Annotated in this window: 11 protein-coding genes; 8 read left to right on the top strand and 3 right to left on the bottom strand. The window is 48.9% G+C overall.

The features are described from left to right. Positions 1-29: 29 nt before the first annotated feature. Together AAE250_RS09605 and AAE250_RS09600 are read right to left on the bottom strand one after the other, a co-directional pair. A complete protein-coding gene (locus tag AAE250_RS09605; protein ID WP_294597849.1) occupies positions 30-1,772 on the bottom strand; it encodes an ATP-dependent DNA helicase in 1,743 nt (580 codons plus the stop codon). Next, positions 1,769-2,563, bottom strand: coding sequence for a Cof-type HAD-IIB family hydrolase (locus AAE250_RS09600; RefSeq protein WP_294597847.1), 795 nt, complete (start codon positions 2,561-2,563; stop codon positions 1,769-1,771). The genes AAE250_RS09605 and AAE250_RS09600 overlap by 4 nt, the downstream gene beginning before the upstream one ends. Positions 2,564-2,661: 98 nt before the next feature. Here AAE250_RS09600 and AAE250_RS09595 point away from each other — a divergent pair, with 98 nt between their 5' ends. From AAE250_RS09595 to xyl3A, 8 genes are all read left to right on the top strand, one after another. Then, entirely contained in the window at positions 2,662-3,834 is a 1,173-nt protein-coding gene (locus AAE250_RS09595; protein ID WP_294597844.1) for a MalY/PatB family protein, read from the top strand. Between the two features lie 28 nt (positions 3,835-3,862). After that, positions 3,863-5,536 carry a hypothetical protein gene (locus tag AAE250_RS09590; RefSeq protein ID WP_294597842.1) on the top strand — a complete coding sequence of 558 codons (1,674 nt, stop codon included), beginning with the start codon at positions 3,863-3,865 and terminating at the stop codon, positions 5,534-5,536. 186 nt (positions 5,537-5,722) lie between these two features. Next, positions 5,723-8,128 carry an outer membrane beta-barrel family protein gene (locus tag AAE250_RS09585; protein WP_294597839.1) on the top strand — a complete coding sequence of 802 codons (2,406 nt, stop codon included), beginning with the start codon at positions 5,723-5,725 and terminating at the stop codon, positions 8,126-8,128. A gap of 174 nt (positions 8,129-8,302) precedes the next feature. Then, positions 8,303-9,757 (top strand): pectate lyase, encoded by a 1,455-nt coding sequence (locus AAE250_RS09580; RefSeq protein ID WP_294598131.1) that lies wholly within the window; start codon positions 8,303-8,305, stop codon positions 9,755-9,757. 161 nt (positions 9,758-9,918) lie between these two features. Further along, the gene (locus AAE250_RS09575) at positions 9,919-10,983 is read left to right on the top strand and encodes a pectinesterase family protein (RefSeq protein ID WP_342288881.1); all 1,065 of its coding nucleotides are present in this window, start codon (positions 9,919-9,921) and stop codon (positions 10,981-10,983) included. An 82-nt stretch (positions 10,984-11,065) separates the two neighbouring features. Next, positions 11,066-14,353, top strand: coding sequence for a SusC/RagA family TonB-linked outer membrane protein (locus AAE250_RS09570; RefSeq protein WP_294598129.1), 3,288 nt, complete (start codon positions 11,066-11,068; stop codon positions 14,351-14,353). 21 nt (positions 14,354-14,374) lie between these two features. Then, positions 14,375-16,408, top strand: a complete 2,034-nt coding sequence (locus AAE250_RS09565; RefSeq protein ID WP_294597833.1) for a RagB/SusD family nutrient uptake outer membrane protein — start codon at positions 14,375-14,377, stop codon at positions 16,406-16,408. 100 nt (positions 16,409-16,508) lie between these two features. After that, positions 16,509-19,097, top strand: coding sequence for a xylan 1,4-beta-xylosidase (gene xyl3A, locus AAE250_RS09560; protein WP_294597830.1), 2,589 nt, complete (start codon positions 16,509-16,511; stop codon positions 19,095-19,097). 307 nt (positions 19,098-19,404) lie between these two features. On the opposite strand, the gene AAE250_RS09555 is transcribed toward xyl3A, so the two are convergent. Next, a complete protein-coding gene (locus AAE250_RS09555; protein WP_294597827.1) occupies positions 19,405-23,793 on the bottom strand; it encodes a hybrid sensor histidine kinase/response regulator transcription factor in 4,389 nt (1,462 codons plus the stop codon). Between the last annotated feature and the right edge of the window lie 114 nt (positions 23,794-23,907).

Raw genomic sequence — 23,907 nt, 5'->3', positions numbered from 1 at the left:
AGCGAATAATTGGCTTATAAACAAGCAAGTTACCTTTTTAGCATTTCTTTCTCCAACTTCTTTATCTTCTTCCAGGCTTCTTTGAATTTGGGACAGAGGGCGACGGCTTTTTCATAGTTTTTCATGGCGGCCTCTTTCATGTCCAGCTTCAGGCATTCGTCGCCCATCTGGATGTACTCGCGGGCGTAGCGCACCAGTGTTTTATCTTTCTCGATGGCGGCTTGCTTTAGTGCGCGGTTCTCTTCCTTCAGCTGGTTGATGATGTTGAGCTTCCGGCGGATGAGGCGCTGCACGTTCGGCTTCTCAATGTCGTAGCGGGAGTGGATGGCTTTGAAGAACTCATCCAGAAAAGTGCCGAAGTCTCCTGCGTCGAAGGCTTTGGCGGCGGCCACGTACTGAACGTCCGCCTGGGCTTGCTTCAGGGCGCGGTCTATGGCTTGCCGGTTGTTGAAGCGTTCGGAGAAGCTGACGATCTCGGGGCGGACAAAGACATCGGCGCGGCTGATGGGTTTGCGCAGTTGGATGCCTTCGAGCGAGGTGCAGCGGCTCAGAGCCACGTAGGCTTGTCCGCCGGCAAAGACGCCGCCGGTGAAGTCGATGACAACACGGCTGAAGGTCAGTCCCTGGCTTTTGTGTACGGTGATGGCCCATGCCAGGCGCACGGGATATTGGGTGAAGGTGCCGAGTTCTTCTTCCTCAATCTGTTTTTTGGCTTCGTTGTACCGGTAGCGGATGTTGCGCCATGATTCGGGTTTGACGTCGCACTCCTTGCCGTCGTCGGTGATGACGTAGAGGGTTTCTTCGATAGGGTCGAAACCGCTGACCACGCCGATGGTGCCGTTCACCCAGCGATGGTCGAAGTCGTTCTTGATGAAGATGATTTGTGCGCCCGGTTTCAGTACAAGTTCCTTGGAGGTGGGGAGACTGCTTTCGGGGAAGTCGCCGGTGATTTCGCCGTAGAAGGTTACCGGGTCGCCGGGAAGTTCCGCCAGTTTTCGGTCATTGATATAGTCTACGTTGTCGCGGCGGGTGGCGAGGGTGATGTACATGTCGGCTTCGGACTGCTCTATCTGCGTGCCGTAGCGGGTATTGAGCAGTTGCAGTTCGGAGGCGCCGACGGTGTTGTTGCGGATGTGGTCCAGCACGTTGACGAAGACTTTGTCCGTCTGCCGGTACACCGTTTGCAGTTCGATGGAGACGAGGTCTATCTGGCTGAATACCCTTGCCGAGAAGAAGTAGGGAGTGGGGTAGAAGCGGTTTAGTATCTCGCGTTCATCCCCCTTTACGACGGGCTCCAACTGGAAAACGTCGCCCACAAGCAAGATTTGCTTACCGCCGAACGGTTCGCGCAGGTTGCGGGAGTAGACGCGGAGAATGCGGTCTACGGCGTCGATGATGTCGGCGCGTACCATGGAAATCTCGTCAATGATGACCAGCTCCAGTTCTTCGAGCAGTTTGCGATGGGGCTTGGTGTACTTGAAGAACTCGTGGATGCGTCCCCGTTGCAGGCTGAAGTTGGGATCATCGGGCAGCAGGGGGTAGAAGGGAAGCTTGAAGAAGCTGTGCATGGTGCTGCCTCCGGCGTTAATGGCGGCTATACCGGTAGGGGCGAGGACGACGTGCTTCTTCTTGGTGTTCTCGCAGATGTATCGCAGGAAGGTGGACTTGCCCGTACCTGCCTTGCCCGTCAGGAAAACGGACTGACGGGTATACTGTATGAGGTTCAAGGCGTCTTGAAACTCTTTGTTCTGGGTATCGGGGACGAAGCTCATTCAATTACCCCGAAGTGTTTCAGGGCGTTGGCTATTCCGTCTTCATCTACCGAGGTGGTGATGTAGTTGGCGGAGGCTTTCACATCCTCTTTGGCATTGCCCATGGCTACACCGATACCGGCGTGGCGCAGCATGCTGATATCGTTGCCGCCGTCTCCGAAAGCCATGGTCTCTTCCAGGCGGATGCCGAAGTGACGGATGATTTCGTCGATGCCGCGTTGCTTGGTGTTACCTTTGGCGGTGACATCGGCAAAGGCGGGAAACCAGCGGCCTATCTCGCAGTGAGGGATGGAGGGGAGTACTTCTTTTTCCTGTTCTTCGGTGATGAAGGGCGTCATCTGGAAAACTTCTTTTCCTTCCGGCAGCGCTTCTTCGGGAGTCTTGACGGGCAGTATGTCGACCTTCAGGAAATCGTGGAAGATGCGGTTCACCATCTCACCGGGCTGGCAGACGCAGATGTCATTCTCGCCTACTACGATGCACGGATAGTCGTTTTCGGTACAGTAGTCCATCAGTGCATGCACATCGGTTTGAGGGATGGCGCTTTTGTAGATCACTTCTTTTCCTACGAAGCAATATCCGCCGTTCATGGTGATGTAGCCGTCTATCAGATTGCGCTCCTGCAGAGCCGAGAGGTTGTTGATGATGACTCCGGGGCGTCCCGTGGCTATGAAGATATGTATACCTTTGGCTTTGGCGGCAGTCAGTGCTTCGAGGGTGGAAACGGGGATTTCGTGCGTATCGAAGCTGACCAATGTGCCGTCGATGTCGAAAAACAGGGCTTTAATCATAAGGGTCTCTTTTTATCTTGCCTGCAAAATTACTTAAAAAGCGAAGATATTTCGTACTTTTGCAAGCAAATAAATGGTAAATCCTTTATATGAACATTATGAAGTATAATTTTGATGAAGTAATAGAGCGTCGTGGTACCGACTCGGTGAAGTGGGACGGCGTAAAGAATATCTGGGGACGTGATGACCTGCTCCCCATGTGGGTGGCCGATATGGACTTCCGCACCCCGCCTTTTGTGATAGATGCATTGCGCAAGCGCCTCGAACACGAAGTTTTGGGCTATACGTTTGCTTGTGAAGAGTGGTACACTTCTATCTGCGGGTGGCTCAGTCGTCGCCACGGTTGGGAAGTGACGCGTGAGATGCTGACCTTTGTGCCCGGCATTGTCCGCGGTCAGGCTTTTGCCTTGCAGTGTTTCACCCGGCCCGGAGATAAGGTGATGGTGATGACGCCGGTCTATCATCCTTTCTTCCTGGTGACGGAGCGCCTGGGGCGCGAGGTGGTTTACTCTCCGCTCGATTTGCGCGACGGACAGTATCAGATTGATTTCACCCGCTTTGCCCGTGACATCCAAGGTTGCCGTGCACTGATTCTTTGCAATCCCCACAACCCCGGTGGGCGTGTGTGGACGGTAACGGAGTTGCAGCAGATAGCCGACATCTGTCGGGATAGCGGCACGCTGGTCATTTCCGACGAGATACATGCCGACCTGACGCTGGCGCCTTACAAGCATCATCCGTTTGCTACCGTGTCCGAAGCTGCGGCACAGAACTCGCTGACCTTTATGGCGCCCAGCAAGGCTTTTAATATGCCGGGATTGGGAAGCTCGTACGCTATTACCGTCAATGAAGATATTCGTCACCGTTTTCAGGAATTTATGGAGGCGGGCGAGTTCAGCGAAGGACATCTGCTGGCTTATATCGGTGCGGCTGCTGCCTATACGCATGGCGAGGAGTGGCTGGAGCAAATGCTCGATTACATAAAAGGAAATATCAACTTTACCGAAAACTATCTGCGCGAGCATATTCCGGGGATTGGTATGATACGTCCGCAAGCTTCTTACCTTATATATCTGGATTGCCGCGGTCTGGGATTGCCACAAGAGGAACTGACCCGCTTCTTTGCCGATAAAGCCCACCTGGCGCTGAACGACGGAACCATGTTCGGCAAGCCGGGCGAGGGATTCATGCGGCTCAATATCGGTTGTCCGCGATCGCTGCTGGAGCAGGCGCTGGGACAGTTGGAAGCAGCAGTGAGAGAGTGTTTGTAACAGGTAGTAAATGATGATTTAATTAAGAATGAAGCGATTGCCTTTCCTCGGATGTTTGTTTGTGATGCTCTGCTTTGCCGCTTGTCGGCAGACGGACGCCGTGCGCCTGCTTCGTATGGCGGACGAGCAAGTGGGAATGAGTTCGGACAGCGTTCGTTCCCTATTAATGCAGATAGAGAAACCGTCACAACTCTTGGGTGAGGACAGGTTGCTTTATGGTTGGCTGTGGGCGTATGTGCACTATGCATGGGGTTCTTCGATGGTGGAAGACACGCTGGTGGTGCGTGCTGCCGACGACTACATAGCGCGTCGGGATACCGACCGCCTGCTGTTGTCCTATCTGTTGAAAGCTAAGTACCTCTATTGGATAGACCGGAACGAGTATTCCGTAGCGTTGCTTGACACGGGTTTGACCGAGGCGCTGGCACTGCGTGACACTAACAAGGCGGTGGATATGCTTCAGTTGCAAGCCTATCAATATACGTATGTTTGGAAAGACTATCTGCGTACGGTGAATGCTTACCGCCGGGCGTTGCAACTGAAAGAGACTGCCGGACTATGTTTCTCCCAAGGTCTTGCCATGGGGCTGATGCACGACGATTCGGCCGACTACTACCTGAACCGGAGCGTGGAACTGGGATTGCAAAACAAAGATACCGCGAGTGTGATACACTTCCTGCGCAACTATGCCCAATATCAATCCTATCTTGGCAATGACAATACGGGCGCCATCGTTACCGTGCGACGCCTGAATGCACTGCTGGGTGAGAAATATTATTTCCAAAAGGCGATGGGATATACCGTACTGGTGGAATCCTTCCTGAAGGAAGGGCATCTCGATTCCGCCCAATATTATCTGGACGAGAGTCGGACGCTGGCTATGCGGAATGGCAAGTTTGTGACGAGCGAGAATCTGTTTGCCACGTATCAGGCGCTGATAGACTATACCCGTCATCGTACGTTCGACATTCTGGATGTGGCGCGTTATAACGATTCCATCTGGAACGCTCTCTCGGCGATGCATAGTACCATCGGGAGCAAAGAACAAAGCAAGGAGTCGCTTTCGCAAGCGAATCTGCTACTGGTCATCGAGCGGCAGCAGATGCAGCTGACATTGTCGTTCTGCCTGTTGGTGCTGGTGCTTGTAGGCGGAGGTGCGTTTCTGTACATCCGCAATCGTCGCAATCGGCTGATAGATGCCGAAGAACGTATCGAAGCATTGAACCACTTGCTGGAAGAAGCTACCGCGCGAAATGAAAGCCCTGCGCCGGACGAAGGCGGTACGGACGAAGAAACCGCCAACGGCCGGTTTTTCCGTAAGATACTTTTGCAGCAGTTAGGCATTATCCGCCTGGTGGCTACCCAGCCCACATCGCAGACTCAGGAGTTACTTCGACGTATGTCGGGTATTTCCAACCACAAAGTACCGGTAGACAGCCTGCTGGTTTGGGAAGATCTTTATCCGGTGATAGACCGGGTGTACGACGGTTTCTACACTAAGATGGTCCACCGTTTCGGTGAGTTGCTCATTGATAAGGAACAACAACTTTGCTGTCTGCTCTGCGCCGGGTTCTCTACTAAGGAGATTAGTGTAGTGACGCAGCAAAGCATTCCCACCATTTACCAGCGGAAGACGAATATCCGCAAGAAGCTGGGGATGGGGGAGAAGGAGGACATTATAGGGTTCATTCTGGGTGAGTGATAAATCCCATATAGAATCAATAAGCTTTAATATAGATATTGTTGTTTGTAATGCTCTGATAATCAGCGATGATTAACTTCGTGATATAGACTTTTAATTCCCCGATATAGACCGTTTGAGATGTGTTTTACCCTTATCTTTGCATCTGTGAAGAACAAGAAATGAAACATTAATATTGAACAAACGATGAAAACAAATTTATTAAGCAATATCGGGAAAAGACTTTTCTTTTTAGGGTTATTGACAGTTGCAACAACCTCCTTGCTTGCACAAACCTATCAACTCTCCGGCTGTGTGGAAGATGAAAACCACCAACCGGTAGAAGTAGCCAACGTACTGCTGAAAAACGCCGCGGACAGCACCTACATCACCGGTATGCTGACTGATGTCCAGGGATGTTTTACTCTCACCCAGCCCCGCGGCGAATATCTGCTGCATATCACCCTTATCGGCAGCGAAGACCTCTACTTGCCCGTCTCCCTGCAAGCCGACCGGAATGTAGGTACGCTGACACTGAAAGCTTCCTCCGCGCTGCTCGATGAAGTCACCGTCACCGCCGCCCGTCCCGTCATCAAGCGCTTGGTGGACAGAGTCGTATTCGACGCCCACAACACCGTAGCTTCCGCCGGCGGCAATGCCCTCGACCTCATGCGCGAGGTTCCCGGACTGCGCGTCGGTCAGAACAGCATCGACATCATCGGCAAAGGCAGCGTCCGCATCTACATCAACGACCGCGAAACGAAGCTCTCCGGCGACGAACTGATAGACTATCTCCGCTCCTACGACGCCTCGCAGATACTGAAAGTGGAAGTCATCACCACGCCTCCCTCCAAATACGATGCCGCCGGAAACGCCGGTATCATTAATATCCGCCTCAAATCCCGTCCCAAAGATTACCTGGGCGGTACCGCTTCCGCCTCCTACACCGCCGGCGAGAACGACCACTACGGCTACGGCAGCGTCAACCTGAACATCAGCCGGGGGCGCGTATCTTCCTTTATTAACGGAGGCACCACGCAGGGCGGGTATGAAAACGTGGAAACCAATCGCCGCTACTTCCCCCTCAACACTTGGGAAGGACGTACTGACTACACCAACCACATGAACAGCATTTATGGACAAGCCGGTGTGGACGTCGCCCTGGAACGCAACTGGACGGTAGGTGTGCAAGCCGTCTATACCCACGCTGCCCCCAAGAACAACAATGCTATCTCTCGTACCCACGTGTACGATGCCTCCACTGCTCGTCTTGACTCCATCCTCTATTCCAATAGCGACCGCGACAACGCCACCGACCGCCTCAATCTGAACTTCCACACCGACAAGATCTGGGGTGACCGTGGACGAAAAATGACCTGGGACGTAGACTACCTGCGCGACAACCGTGACGAAGACCAGGACTTCGTCTCCCATACTCAGACGTCCGATGGAAAGGAGCTGCCCGACACCAACTTCGACTTCGACTACCGTCAACGACGCAAGGTCGATGTATTCTCTTCCGCCCTCGACTTCACTCTGCCGTTCGACGCCTACAAAATAACCGCCGGTGCCAAGGTGTCTTTCACTAATACCCGCAACCGCATCAATTACAATACCACCGACCCCGAGCTGGTACAGGACGACTATTTCCGCTACAAAGAACAAATCTACGCCCTCTACGCCGACTATAGCCGCGAGTTCTCTGCGCGCCTCTCCATGCAATTGGGTTTGCGCATGGAGCACACCCGTACCACCGGCATCTCCCAGGCGAAGAATACGGCGGATAAGCACGACTATACCCGCCTGTTCCCCACTGTTTATTTCCTTTATTCGCCCGCCGAGGGACATGCACTGAACCTCAGCTTCTCCAACCGCATCTCCCGTCCGTCGCAGAACATGGTCAATCCGTTCCCTTTCTATAATAATAAGTATACCTATGCCCGCGGGCGCGAAGATCTGAAGCCCAGCTATACCTACAATGCCGAACTGGGATACACGCTGAAGAACAACTTCAATGTGTCCGCCTACTACTCTTACTCCGACGATGTATTCTTTCAGGCGGTGAATATGGACCCCGAAACGAACGTCAGTTCCTTCCTTTGGGAGAACTTCATGACGACTCACTCCTTCGGATTGAACAACTCTTACACCTTCCGCGCCAAGTGGTTGCAAACCTACCTGCAACATGGAGTAAGTTACAGTCGGACTACTTCTACTGCCGTGGGTACTTCGCCCGAAGAAGAGGGATGGGCGTATAATGCCAGTTTGCGCAACACTTTCTTCCTGAACTCGAAGAAAACGTTCCTCTTCACGCTTTCCGGTTCCTATACCTCTCGCCAGTACCAAGGTATCTATCTGATGAAACCCACTTACGGCGTCGATGCCGGACTGCTGTATCGCCTGCTGGACAATAAACTCAGTCTCAGTCTGAATGTCAACGACCTCTTTATTTCTTCTTATAAAGGAGAAATTTTCTCCAATGACCTGAAGATGACGGTCGACAATAAGTTCTCTTTCACCAGCTTCCGCGTCGGCGTCAGTTATACCTTCGGTGGAGATATACGGAGCAAAGGACAGCGCAGCAGTAATAGCGATATTCAAAGGCGACTGTAAACTCTGCCGATTAGAATATTCCACTTTTATTGCCGATTATTCCTCCTTTGTTAATGGTAACTTGTCTACTTTTGTGGCTTGGAATTAAAACTAATACTAAGAACCATGAGACAAGAAGTGAGTGAGAACATTGGCAGGTTAGGTAAACATTTGGTGTGGGCATTGTTCCTATTGATGGGAAGTATCAGCCCCGAAACTATTTATGCCCGGGATTTACCGGCTTTCCCGGGTGCCGAAGGCTTCGGCAGATATACTACCGGTGGGCGTGGTGGAAAAGTATACCACGTCACGACATTGCAGGATGGCATGCAGGAGGGGAGCCTTCGGCATGCCATCCTGCAAGAAGGTGCCCGGACGATTGTGTTCGATGTGGCAGGTACTATCTTTTTGGATAGCCGGCTTGATATAAAGAATGGAGATCTGACCCTTGCCGGACAAACTGCACCCGGGCAGGGTATCTGTATAGCCCGTTATCCGGTGACTATCAGTGCAGATAATGTTATAGTACGTTACCTGCGTTTCCGTGTGGGGAATGAAGGTGGTGGAGAGCCCGATGGATTGGGAAGTACGGATTGCAAGAATGTGATTGTAGACCATTGTTCCATAAGCTGGTCGGTAGATGAATGCTGCTCGGTATACGGAGGAGAAAATCTTACAGTGCAGTGGTGTCTGGTTTCTGAGAGTCTTCGTACGGCCGGACACACCAAAGGCAGACATGGATATGGTGCAATTTGGGGTGGAGCGAAAGCGTCGTTCCATCATAATCTGCTGGCGCACCACGAAAGCCGTGTGCCCCGCCTTGGCCCACGCCCCGGTACGCAAGAACGTGAATATATGGATATGCGCAATAACGTTTTCTATAACTGGGCAGGAAACGGATGCTATGGTGGCGAAGGTATGAAGGTGAATATCGTTAATAACTACTACAAACCGGGTCCGGCTACTCCTAAAGACAAACCTATCAGTTATCGTATTGCTGCAATCGGGGTACGTACTACTAAGTATTGTTATCATGCAGACGGTACTCCCAATGTCTGGCAACCGATGGAACATGTCTGGGGACAGCTCTATGTGGATGGAAATGTTGTGGAGGGGCACCCGGACGTTACTCGTGATAACTGGACCAAAGGTATCTATGAGCAAATAGACAATGCTGCTTGCGATAATACATTTACAGAGCAGGTAAAGAAGGAAATGCGCTTACTTCTTCCTTTGGAAACGGATGTCATCACTACCCACTCTGCTGAAGAAGCATATTACCTTGTACTGAAAGATGCCGGTTGCTCCAAGCAACGAGACAGTATTGATAAACGCATCATAAAAGAGACCGAGACTGGAACAGCCACTTATATCGGTAGCGTGACGAAAGATGCCGAAGACCTTCCCGGATTAATAGATCTGCCTTCTGATGTAAAAGAGGAAGGAGCAGCCGGTGCCTGGCCTGAACTGAGTGACGGCGGAGTGTCTGCCGAAGAACTGAAAGATACGGATGGCGACGGCATGCCTGATCTTTGGGAAATAGCCTGTGGATTGAATCCGCAAGATGCTCTGGATGGTACTATGGTTTCTCTAAGTAAGGAAGGCTATACCAATCTGGAAGTCTATCTGAATAGCCTGACAGTGAGGTAGAGCAGGGCAAAAGGAGTATTAATTGGTATAAATGTGGAAATATTGGTAATTATAGGTTCACCACATTTTTTCCTCTTATTCTGATAGAAAATACTCCTTTAGTTTCTGCAAAAACTCGACTTTTGCTTCCGGATTAACCAATAAATAGTATGAGAAACAGTATGAAAAACATGATGATGACATTGTGCAGTTTGTTATTCTGTACAATAGTTAATGTGGAGGCTGCCTGCCCGAAGAAATGGCAGACCGATTTAAAAACCGACCTTGTAGTGGCGCAAGATGGTAGTGGTGACTATACCACACTGCAAGCCGCCATTAATGCTGCTCCGGATCATTCCGAAAAACGTTTTGTCATTTATATAAGGAATGGCAAATATGATACCGAGAAGCTGATTATTCCTAAAAACAAGATCAACATTACATTGAAAGGTGAAGACCGTGAACGGACTATTATCAGTTATCATATTTATGATTGCAAAAGCCCGGATACGGGAAACAAATGCCCTGCAGAGTCATGGGCTTTGTGGAAAGACAATGCCGAGCTTGTCCGCACTTCCGCTACTTTGACTATTATGGCCGATGGTTGTCGGATGGAGAATCTGACATTGGAGAATACGGCAGGTCCGGTAGGACAGGCTTTGGCGCTTACAGTATGTGGTGATAAACAAGTTTTCCGCAATTGCAATATCCTGGGGTATCAGGACACCATCTATTTATGGACAAGCGGCAAGCGGAGCTACTTTGAGAATTGTCTTGTACTGGGGCGTACCGATTACATTTACGGTGGCGGCATCGGCTATTTCCAGTCTTGCGAAATCCGGAGCTGGGGCGGTGGCTGGATTACGGCACCTTCTACCCTCAAGGAACAGAAATATGGTTTTGTGTTCAATCAATGTAATTTTACCTATGTAGACAATAGTCCTCGTCCGGGAGATGACGGCAGACCGGTTGCTATTGGCCGTCCCTGGCATAATTACCCTAAAGTTGCCATTCTAAATTCCGTGATGTGTGAACAAATGCATCCCGAAGGCTGGCCTACAACGTGGAATATGGAATATGCATCTACCAGTGAAGATCTTCATTTATATGAATATAACAATACCGGCAAGGGAGCTGATATGAGTCGGCGTGCCAAGTGGGCAGGTATCAGAAAGCTGACTGCTGCCGAGGCTCGTGAATATACATGCGAGAAAGTATTTGGAGAAAAAATTAAAGATTGGAAATAATATTATTAACTATTTAAAAACACAGTGATTTATGGATTCAAAAAGACTTGTTCAAAAGACGTTTGCAGCTCTTTTGCTGAGCATGCTTTGTCTTGTCTCTTTTGCACAGAACCGTACAGTGACCGGTGTTGTGCTGGATAACCGTGGCGACCCTGTTATCGGTGCTAATATTAAGGTTGTAGGTGATGCAACGACCGGTACGATTACGGATATAGACGGTAAATTCTCTCTTTCCGTGCCGGCATCGGCAAAGCAGTTGGAAATCAGTTTCATCGGTATGCAGGCGCAGAAGGTGAATATTGTTGCCGGACAGCCTGTAAATGTAACATTGGAAGAGGATGCCGAGGTGCTGGATGAAGTGGTGGTAATCGGTTATCAGACCGTGAAACGCAAAGATTTGACTGGTTCTGTGGCTTCTGTGAATGGAAAGAACATTGCAGCTTCACCGGTATCGAACGTTGCGCAAGCACTGCAAGGTAAGTTGCCGGGTGTGAATGTCACTTCTCAGGACGGTCGTCCGGATGCCGAAATCTCTATCCGTGTACGTGGCGGCGGTTCTATCTCTCAGAGTAATGACCCGTTGGTTTTGATCGACGGTGTTTCCGGTACATTGAGTGATATCCCTGCCGACCAGGTGGAAAGCATTGATGTGTTGAAGGATGCTTCTTCTACAGCAATCTATGGTGCACGTGGTGCTAATGGTGTAATTTTGGTTACGACGAAGGGGGCTAAAGAAGGAAAGGTTACTGTTTCTTATAATGGTTACGCTAAGTTCAATACTCCTACCAAGTATGTGGAGGCACTGGATCCTTATGACTATTTGGCTTATACTTGGGCTAATGCTGCTGCTAATGGCGATGCTTATGTTAAACCCTTTGTCAATCTTTATGGCTTGGCTGATGGCGGTATAGAAAAATATCGTGGTATGAAAAGTGATGATATTCAGCGTGATGTTTACAATAGTTCTTTCTCGCATAGCCATGACCTGACGGTAACAGGTGGTACGGATATGACTAAAGTTTTGTTCTCTGTCAACTACATGGACGAGCAAGGTATGAAGATTAACTCATACTCAAAACGAGCCAATGTTTCTTTAAAGGTGAATCAGAAAATCCGTAAGAATCTGGACCTTGGACTGGATTTACGTTACACCGATGCAGAGAGTATGAGCGAAGAAGGTACTACCAGTGGTTCCGGTTCCATCTTGTCTTCTGCTTATCGTTTCCGTCCTATTGCAACTGATCATATTAAAGGTAATCTGGATGCTTTACGTGAAGGTAACATGGAGCAGTATGGTAAGCTCTCTCAATGGGATATTTATAGCCCGTACAGTCGTACCATGGATAATGAACCTTTGAAACAGCGTCAAGTACTGCGTAGTACAGCTTCTTTGAACTGGGGCATCATTAAAGGTTTGACTTATCATACGGACTTGAGCTTGAACCGTACCTGGAGGCAGGATAAGATTTGGAAAGGGGCTGTAGCGGTCAAAGACCCTTATATTGACGAAGCAACCGGTGAAAAAACAGCTGCCGGTGATGCTGAACTGCGGAAACAGGACAGTTGGGGTATGCGTTGGACCAATACATTGAGTTATGACCTCAATATCAACAAAGACCAACGCTTGAATATTCTGGTAGGTCATGAAGTCAGCAATTCCGGTGGTACGGATTTAAGAGTTCAAGCACAGAAATTTCCTGTAAACTTTACGAAGGATAATGCGTTTGCCATGATTAACCAGTATGACAAGACTGTCAGTGCCAATGCTGTTCCGGTTTCCTCTTCTATCAGTACGCCGACACGTATTCTCTCTTTCTTCGGTCGCGCAAACTATAACTTGCTGGAGCGCTACTTGCTGACTGTGACATTCCGCGCCGATGGTTCTTCCAAGTTTGTTGCCGATAATCGCTGGGGATATTTCCCGGCTGCAGCTTTGGCTTGGCGGGTATCGGAAGAGCCCTTCATGGAAAGTACTAAAAACTGGTTGGATAATCTGAAGCTACGTCTGTCTTACGGTACGGTAGGTAATGATGGTATCAGTGCCGACTTATGGTCTCAAACCTGGTATGCAGAATCGGATAACCGTTGGTTCTATGCATTGGATGGGAAACAACAACCCTCTTATGATTTGTCCACCGGAACATCCACTCCTATGGCAAATCCCAATCTGAAATGGGAGACAACCATTACCCGCAACCTGGGTATTGATTTCGGCTTCTTCAAGAACCGTGTTTGGGGTAGTGTAGATCTCTATTGGAATACTACCAAAGATTTGTTGATGAGCACTCCGCTGCCTGGTATCACAGGTTTTACTACTACGTATGATAATGTAGGTCAGACCAGTAACAAGGGTTTGGAACTTTCATTGTCCGGCGTTATCTTCGAGAACAAGGATTGGAATATTACGGCAGGATTCAACATTAACTTCAATAAGAATAATGTAGATGAACTGGCTGAAGGCATTACCGGTATTTATGGCACATCATGGGTATCACAGAATAATCCGAGCAATGATTACCTCTTGAAGAAGGGAAGTCCGGTAGGTTTGGTAAGAGGTTTGGTTTACGATGGTTTCTATACAACGGATGACTTTACTTTTGCTGACGGTGTTTATACTTTGAAGCCCGGTATTGCGGATGTAAGCAGTGCTATTGTACCGACTTTCCATGGTGTTGATGGTGGAAGACCGAGTGGACAGAATGCTTATCCGGGTATGGCAAAATATAAGAACCTGAATAATAGTGGTAATAGCGAAGGCATAATTGATACGGATGACTATACCATTATCGGCGATATGAATCCGGTGCATACGGGTGGTTTCAACATCAATGCCACTTATAAGAATTTCGATCTGGGCTTGTACTTCAACTGGAGCTATGGCAACGAGATTTATAATGTAAATAAGCTGGCTTCTCTCTATGGTTATAAAGAAACCGGAGTTTATGAAAATAAACTTGCTATACTGAAAGGGGCTTATAAGATTTATGACATCGTTAACGGAAATCTTGAGCGTCTCGATTCACCAGCCAAGCTGGAAGCGGCTAATGTGAATGCTAATCTGCCGCTTTGCTACAACGAGCAAGGTGTGGTTTCAACATTGGGTATTGAAGATGGCTCTTACCTCCGTCTGAATACGATGACATTGGGGTATACATTGCCGAAAGCGTGGTTGAATAAAGCCGGAATCAGTAATCTTCGTGTATACGGTACTGTCTATAATCTCTTTACCATTACCGGTTATTCGGGACTTGACCCGGAAGTAAGTGCAAATGCCAATTTGAACCATGCCGTATATCCTACGCCGGGACTTGACTGGGGTACTTATCCGCGTGCACGTTCGTTTGTTGTTGGTGTAAATCTCAGTTTCTAAACCTCTAAAAAGAAAATTATCATGAAAAGAATATTGAAATCAATACTCGCTTTGGCACTTTGTGTCTCTTTTGCACAATGCGAAGATTATTTGAATGTTTCGTCTCCATCAAACTCGGACGATGATTTTGTTACCTCTTCACCTGCAGAAACTTTCAAGACGTTGTCCTGGATTTATGCTGAATATCGTCTGAATGCAGCCAGTGGCGGTAACTATAATTTTGAAGACTGTACTTCGGATGCAGAGTATTATCCGGAATATAACTCTGCCAACAATGTGATTGGTATGTTACGACCGAATGAAGTTGCGATCGGTGGCAAGCAAACACAGTTCAATAGCTTGTATAATACTGTGGCACGTGCAGCCCGTGTAGCAGATATTATTGCCGGAAAGTCTGAATATCAGGCCGATGTGGCAGCAGGGAAGACTTCGGACTGGACTCAACTTTATGGTGAAGCCATGACGATGCGTGCTTTCTTCTATTTTGAGTTGGTAAGACACTTCGGAGATGTGCCTTATGGCATCGAGAATGCAGTTGTCAGTGACTATGGCTTGACTTCCCGTTTTGAGATTCTGGACAACATGATTGAGTCGGTAAAAACAGTAGAATCTTTGATGTATCGTCTGGGGGAAGGTGGCATTACAGCAGAACGTATGTCACGTACCTTTGCCAATGCCTTGATTGGTGAGATGGCTATTTATGCCGCAGGTTGGCAAACTGTACGTACTGATGTATCCGGACTTTATGGTGATGTTCAGTTCGAAGAGAAAGGTACTAAAGCCAATGACTGTGTTTATGCACGCCGTACGGATTACAAAACCTATTATCAGATGGCAGAACAGTATTTGTCTGCTGCTATTAACGAGCAGAAAGGTACTCTGCAATTAATCACTTCTGATGACCGTGGATATGCAAATAATCCTTTCCAGATGCACTGGCAGTATATACATAATAAGAAGATCAGTCCGGAGTCTTTATTTGAGGTAGGTAATGTGGCTCCAAACGGTAGTGAACATCCTTACAGTCAGGGTCGTCCGTCAAATGGCGGCGGTAGTAATGCAGCTCCCTGTAAGGTATTTGGAGCTATCCGTATTCTTCCTTCCTTCTATTATACTGGTTATGAAGAGGGTGATAAACGTATGGATGCCAGTATGACGGTGACAGGCAGTACAGGAGATGGTAATGAGGCTATTTTGAGTTTTGTTGCAGGTAGTAAACTGAATGGTGGTATCTCAATCAATAAGTGGGATGATAACCGTATGAATCCTCCGTATGTGGCGGCTCAACGTAATTCAGGTCTTAACTATTGTCCGTCTCACCTAGCAGACGTAATGTTGTTGCTGGCTGAGGCTAAAGCCGAACTGGGTGATGATAACGGTGCACTGAGTCTGGTGAACCAACTTCGTGAAAGAGCTTTCGGTGATACTTCTCATAATCTGAGCGGTCTTTCCGGAGAAGCTCTGAAGGATGCTGTATGGATGGAACGTAAGCGTGAATTGCTGGGTGAAGGCGATGTTCGTTGGGATATGATCCGTTCCGGTAAGTTTACTGAAAGAACACAGGCTGTCCGTGCTGAAATGAAAGCGATGATTGCCGGATTGGAAACTAATGGTTATTATGAATTCCCGAATGGTCGTATTATTTCTAACTATATATGGACGAAGTTGGTTGAGAGAGAAGACCCGTTAACTTATGATGCAGACCCGAGTGATCCGGCTCTTTTCCCGGGATGGAGAGGCCAGTATGATTATTCAAAATTGGATGCAGTTGCTTCAAAGGTAAAAGGCACTGCCCATAATCTGGCAATCAAGGGATTGTTTGAGTACATTGATCCGGAAGGTCCTGTGGCAAAGGCTTTGGAAGCTGAAGGGTATACTAAGACTAACTGGGGTATTGATATTGTTTCGCAGAAGACTACTCTTTACGACCGCAATGTATTGTCCGGTCTTGGTGATGCCGGTGCTGCTCCGCGTTACTATCATCCGATTCCGTTCGAAACGCTGAATCAGTCAAAAGGTAAAGTGACGAATGGTTACGGACTGCCGCAGCAATAAGTAATTTATTGATTATTCAATTTGTAAAACTGCAAGAAAAGGTTCTTTAAAGAAACGAGATCTTGCAGTTTTTTTAATCTCATATATTTGTAATAGTATTATGAAATGTAAACTTATCTATCTATTGCCCCTTTTGCTACTCTCGAGTTGCAGTCAGCCCACCTATAAAACCACCTCTCTCTCGCCCGATGAGCGTGCTGAGCTCTTGCTGAAAGAACTCACCCTTGAAGAGAAAGTATCGTTGATGATGGACGGCTCCAAACCTGTGGAGCGTTTGGGCATCAAGCCGTATAACTGGTGGAATGAAGCGCTGCACGGTGTGGCGCGTGCCGGACTGGCTACGGTCTTCCCGCAACCCATCGGTATGGCTGCCTCTTTCTCGCCGGAGACTGTATACAGCGTGTTCGATGCCGTGTCTGATGAAGCTCGTGCCAATTATGTCTATTTCTCCTCCCAAGGTAGCCACGAACGTTATCAAGGACTTACTTTTTGGACTCCTACGGTCAATATCTATCGTGATCCGCGCTGGGGACGTGGTATCGAAACCTATGGTGAAGACCCTTATCTCACTGCCCGTATGGGCGTAATGGTAGTGAAAGGCTTGCAAGGTGAAAGTGATGGCAGGTATGACAAGCTGCATGCCTGTGCCAAGCACTTTGCCGTACACTCCGGTCCCGAATGGAACCGCCACGAGTTCAATGCTGAGAACATCAAACCGCGCGATTTGCACGAAACCTATCTTTCTCCTTTCAAAGCTTTGGTGCAAGAGGGAAAGGTGAAGGAAGTGATGTGTGCCTACAATCGCTTTGAAGGTGAACCCTGTTGCGGCAGTAACCGGCTGCTCATGCAGATCCTCCGTGACGAGTGGGGATATGATGGCATCGTGCTTTCTGACTGTGGCGCTATAGCAGACTTCTATAACGATCGCGGTCACAAGACACACCCCGATGCCGAGTCGGCTTCGGCGGCGGCAGTGCTGAATGGCACCGACCTGGAATGCGGTTCCAGCTATAAAGCATTGATAAAGGCGGTGCAACAGGGAAAGATTGATGAAGCTGCGGTGGACGTAGCTGTGAAGCGCCTGCTGTCTGCCCGCTTTGCATTGGGCGAGATGGACGAGCTGGCTGAGGTGTCGTGGAACAAGATTCCTTTCTCGGTAGTCAATTCGCCGGAGCATCAGGCTTTGGCACTCGATATGGCACGCCAGTCCATGACGCTGTTGATGAATAAAAACAATATTCTGCCGCTCCGGCGCGAAGGGCTAACGGTGGCAGTGATGGGACCTAATGCAAATGACTCGGTGATGCAATGGGGCAATTACCACGGCACGCCTTCGCACACCGTCACTGTGCTGGATGGCATTCGTAGCTCCGTGGGCGATCGAGGTAAAGTGCTCTATGAACAGGGTTGTGGCAGGGTGGAACGTACGCTTATTGAAAGTGTGTTCAACCAATGCAAGTCGGCCGAAGGTCCCGGTTTCCATGTACGCTACTGGAATAACCTGGACCGTAGTGGCGAGCCTGTGGCTACTGTACAGCTTACCACTCCTTTCCAACTTTGCACTTCGGGTGCTACGGTATTTGCACCCGGGGTAAATCTTACTGATTTCTCGGCTACTTACAGCAGTGTCTTTACGCCTCAAAAGAAGGGTGAGGTGTCTCTCAATCTCTATGTGAACGGTATGGGGCGCTTGCGCATCAATGGAGAAGAGGTTATGACTTACAGACAAAATCATGGTGCCCGCAATAAGAACTATGTCTTAAAGGCGGAAGCTGGAAAGTCGTATGAGATAGAATTGGATTTTGAATATCTGCACAATGATGCTCAACTCAATTTCGATTTAGGCGTTAAGAGGGATGTGGATATACGACGTTCGGTTGAGGCGGTGAAAGAGGCTGATATCGTTATCTTTGCAGGTGGTATTTCTCCGAGCCTTGAAGGTGAGGAGATGGGTGTCGACCTGCCCGGATTCAAGCGGGGCGACCGCACGGATATAGAGTTGCCTGCCGTTCAGAGAGAGTTGATAGCTGCTCTGCATCGCGCCGGAAAGAAGGTGATTCTGGTCAACTGTTCAGGCTCGCCTGTCGGTCTGGAACCGGAAACCAGGGAATGCGAAGCCATCTTGCAGGCATGGTATCCCGGCCAGGCGGGAGGAACGGCGGTTGCTGAGGTGCTGTTTGGTGATTATAATCCGGCAGGGCGTTTGCCGGTGACGTTTTATCGCAATGTGTCGCAGCTTCCTGATTTTGAAGATTATAATCTGACGGGCAGAACGTACCGCTACATGACGCAAGAGCCTCTTTTCCCGTTTGGTTACGGATTGAGTTATACGACTTTTGAGTATGGACAGATGGCGCTGGCTACGGATAAGATTAAAGCCGGAGAGACTCTGAAGCTGTCCGTTCCGGTGACCAATACCGGTAAGCGGGATGGGGAAGAGGTGGTTCAGGTCTACCTGAGAAGGCATAACGATGCCGACGGACCCAGCAAGACGCTGCGCGCCTTTAAGCGCGTGAGTATTCCTGCCGGAAAGACGGTCGACGTTGAATTCAGCTTGCAGGACAAAGAACTGGAATGGTGGGATGCTTCATCCAATACCATGAGGGTTTGTGCAGGCACTTATGACGTCATGGTAGGGAGTAGTTCGCAGACGGAGGATTTGCTATTGCACTCCTTTACGATATTATAAGTCGCAAAACCTGGTATTTAGAGCTACTACTGGCTGACATTTCATTCGCTTCTGATAGGATATGAGCAAGAGTATCTCAAACTCCTCCGCCTGAAAGGGGAGGTGCCCGTAGGGCGGAGGGGTCTTACATCCGAAGGGACTTATGTATTGCAAAGTTACTCTCTGCTTATGTAAGACCCCCTCCCCCCTACGGGGTACTCCCCCTTTCAGGCGGGAGAGTTTGAGATACTCATGTTTATCATTTCATTCATTTCTATCATCATTTTGAGGCCCTCCTTTCCTAGAGTTAGGAGAGGGTATAAGAGCTTTACGGAAGTTCAATAATATTATTGTTTTGCCTTTTCTCCTTGTTATATTCAGAGGGCGACATGCCGAACTGCTTCTTGAAGCACTTGCTGAAATATTTCGGGTCGTTGAAGCCTGCCATATAAGCTACGGTAGAGATATTGTACTCTCCGCTGTCTATCAACTGCTTGGCGCGCTTGATGCGCATTTCGCGGATGAAATCGACGGGAGAAAGGCCGATAATAGCTTTCAACTTCTGGTAGAATACGGTTCGTCCCATGCCCAGTTCTTGCGCAAATTCATCGACGGTGAGTTCGGAGTTATCCATTTGCTTCTCCATCACTTCCATTACATTCTGCATGAACTGCTCGTCGAAAGAGGTTATCTGCGGCTGCGAGGGAGTAACCTCTACGACGGATGCCGGACTGCTTTGCTGCTTTCCCGACCACTGCTCCCGATAAAGTTCCTGCAACTGCCTGCGCTGCTGTAGCAGCGACTTGATGCGCGTCTTCAGGTAAGTGGAGCTGAACGGCTTCGTAATGTAGTCATCGATACCTTGCTCCAAACCGGAGATGCGGTCGTCCAGCGAAGACTTGGCAGAGAGCAGAACGATGGGGATGTGGCAGATGTCACGGTTCTCTTTGATGGCTTTCACCATGTCCAGACCATCTATGACGGGCATCATGATGTCGCTGATGATGAAATCGGGTACGTGCTGCAAAGCCAGTTCCAACCCTTCTTGTCCATTGGCGGCTTCGATTACGTGGTAAGTGCCGGACAGAATATCGCGCAGGAAACTTCTCAATTCCGGATTGTCTTCCACTACCAGGACAGAAACCCGCTCTTTCTCTTCTGCATCGCCTTCGGCTGTGGCGGCATCCCCTTCGTCTGCATCCGCTTCTTCGTCCGGTTTGCCGGGTGTTTCAGGAGCGTCGTTCAATATGAATTCCGTATTCTCCACGCCTTCGTATGCTTTGGCATTCAACGGCAGCGTGACGGTGAATTCGCTGCCCACTCCCGGTTGGCTGTTCACCCGGATGCTGCCTTGATGCAATTCAATCAGTTCCTTGACCAGAGACAGTCCGATGCCGGACGAAGGTTGCAGGATGTTATACCGTACCAGTGTTTCGAAACGCTGGAACAGTGTCTGCTGCTTTTTAGGGTCGATGCCGATGCCTTCGTCTTTTACGGTTATCACGAGGTTGCTGTTCTCCACCTCGGCGTAGACCGTAATCGGCTTGTTGGCAGGCGTATATTTAAAGGCATTGGACAGCAGGTTGAAGACAATTTTCTCGAATTTATCCTGGTCTACCCAGCAATAAAGCTTCTCCTGACCGGTCTGCAGACGATAATCGATGTGCTTTTCTTCGGCCATGAGGCGGAAGTTGTCCATGACACGTTGCAGCAGGGCGATGATGTCCGTATTTTCCAGCAGTACTTTCATCTTCTTATTCTCTATTTTGCGGAAGTCAAGAATCTGGTTTACCAGGCGCAGCATGCGCTCCGTGTTCTTGTGCACCAGGGTCAGATGCTTGCGTGCATTGGGTGAGAGTGGCTCGTGCTCCAATACCTCGCTCACGGGGCTGGTGATGAGAGTGAGCGGAGTGCGCAGCTCGTGCGAGATGTCGGTGAAGAATCTCAGCTTGATGTTGGACAGTTGATGTTCCAGGCTGATCTGATGGTGCAACTTATAGATGTATATGATGATGTACACAATGGTTGCGGTAAACAGGATGAATAAAAGAACATAGAGTACCCATGCCCAGTAGGTTTCCCAGAAAGTGGGAAGGACGTGTACCGGAAGGTTCCGTACGTAGTCGGTCCACACACCGTCGCTGTTGGTGGAGCGCACCTGCAGTTCGTATTCTCCGGGAGGGAGGTTTATGTAACTGGCAGTGCGGCTGTTGTCCACTTCGTTCCATTGTTCTTCGAGCCCTTTCAGCCGGTAGGCATATTTTATGCTACCCGGATCGACGTAGTCCAGGGCGGCAAACTGGAAAGTTACGTTCCGCTCGGAAGGTTGTAGCTGTAGCTCTTCCAAGTCGTCGATGGCTGTCTTTTGCGGAATACCTTGTATTCTCAGTCCGGTGAATGCGATGGGAGGGGTATCGTTGCTTTTGTTGAACAGGGTGGGGTCCATGTCCATAATACCGCTTTCCGTACCTATAATCAGGTGGTCGTGCCACACAACCGGGGCTGCTTCGCTGAAATAAATTTCTTTTTGCAGGTATTTCTCGTCGTAATTGTCGAAGGTACCGGTTTCGGGATCGAACTTGGAGAGTGCGTTTTCCGATATTACCCATAGTTTTTTCTGTTTGTCTTCTATCATGGAGAGCATCAGGTCCGAAGACAAACCTTCTCTTTCGGTATAGGTCTTGAACTGGATATGGTCGGTCAGCAAGTCATCGGACTGTATCTGGTTGATGCCGCCGGTGAAGGTCAGGACGTAGCTCTGCTGCCGGCTGTCTGTATAAATGTAGGTCACATCGTTGCTGCAAAGGCTGGATGCGACATCGGGCATGCGTACATTCTGATAGAACTTGATGCTTTCGGGATATTCAAAATCGGAAGAGAAGGTCAGCAGTCCTTCGGTGGTTCCTACCAGAATGGCTTGGTTCACTTCCTTGATGGTTCGTACTTTGGAGTATTTGCCGGGGGGATAACCTGTCAGCTGGTTACCGCTGTGCAAGAAGCGGATTTCTCCTTCCGGAGTTTCTTGCAGGAGGTTTAGGCCACCTCCGTAGGTGGCTATCCAAATGCGCTTCCGGCTATCCTGGTAAATGGCGTAGATGCTGTTGTTGCTCAGACTGTACGGATTTCCTTCTTCGTGGGCGAACTTTTGTATCTTGAAGCGGTTGTTGCCGTCTCTTTTCAGTCTGAATACACCGTCCCATTTGCTTCCCATCCAGATGTCTCCCTCGTTGTCTTCCATGAAGCAGTAAATGTTTTTGGAGAACGCTACGGTTTGGGTGCTGATATTGCCTGCCGGGTCCAGGTAGCCTTTCAGACTTCCGTCTTCATTGAATATCCGTATGATGCCTTTCTTGGTTGCCATCCAGAGATTATTCCGGCTGTCCGTCAGGAATGCCCGTGAGTCGAAACCATAATCCAGAAGCCGCACCTGGCAGGCGTTCGGGAAGAAGGATATCTTGCTCATTTCGTAACTGTTGGTGAACCAGAAGTTATTCTGCTTGTCAAGGAAGCAGTTCAGAATGACCGGCGTGAATTTGGACTCCGGGTTGTTGTAGTCGGTATAGTAAGGCTTCAGTTGCTTACTTTTCCGGTCGTAGTAACTCAGGCATCCCAGGTGGGGAACTACCCACAGTGTTCCCTGACTGTCTTCGAAGATGACGTCCCTGCTTTTGCGTTCGGCTTTGGGCATGTCTTGCGGCGGGGTTTGATAATACTGCTTCTCACCGGTAAGGGGATTGTATCGGGTGACGCCCGGCTGGTCGGAATAAATCCATAGTTCCTGATGGCTGTCACGGAACAGGAATGTTGTGGTGAGAGAAGGCAACGCAGCCGTGCGGATATCTACCCGGTCAAATTTTCGGTTCTGCGTATTATAAAAGATGACTCCGTTTTCAGTGGCCAGGGCCAGGGTATCTTTTCCTATAACTTGTATGTTGTACAGTTGACTGTATTCGTAGGGTATTTTCTCGAACTGAAGTTGCTCGGTTGTAAGGTTGTAGATGGCAAGGCGGTTGTTGGCAGATATCAGGTACATATTTCCGTTGCTTTCGCAAGCATTCTTGAACTGCACGTTGCCAGGCATTATTTTTTTGCCGATAATCTGTATCCCTTTGTCCGTGAATATCCATTCGTCCCCGTCTGCATCTTGCAGTACATTGGATATTTGGGAGCCGGGCAGATTGCCGTCTTCCTGGCTGTAGGCTGTAATACTTGCTGCATCTCCGTTTCTGAATGCCTGATCGTCCACACGGAATGCTCTGTAGTTGCATACAATCCAAGTGATGCCTTTGGGTAGGGTATGGATTTGGTTTACTACATAGGTAGTCTGGTCCTTTTTTTCGATAGGGTGCAGTATATCGATAAACTTTTCTTGCTGGCTATCGAATAGATATACCCTGCTGTCGTAGGTTTGGCACCAGATGTCGCAGTTCTGATTGGGCGTGATGGAGTACAGCCGGTTGCTGGTCAAGGTGCATCCGTCTCCGGGGTAGGCTTTGTAGTTTTTGAAGGTATAGCCGTCGTATTTGCTCAGTCCGTTCCAGGTAGAGAACCAGATGAAACCTTTGGCATCCTGCACAATGTTGACCACGGTTCTCTGCGGCAGACCGTTATATATGGAAAAATGTTGTATCTGGCACACGGGTTGCGCCTTAACTATTGCCGAGATAAACAACAGGACAAATACGAAATAAAAAACAGTGCTTTGTATAACTTTCATAGCATTGATATTTAATAGTGCAAAGATAAGAAAAAAGCATTCTTAATATTCATTAAATAAATAACTTTTCTCTTTCTTTCTATTGTTTTATTCCGAAATAAAACAATATATTTG

Source organism: Bacteroides sp. GD17, from assembly GCF_038448625.1.
Classification (GTDB): Bacteria; Bacteroidota; Bacteroidia; order Bacteroidales; family Bacteroidaceae; genus Bacteroides.
The sequence above is the reverse complement of the archived record's forward strand: the minus strand, read 5'-3'. Positions and strand labels throughout refer to the sequence as shown.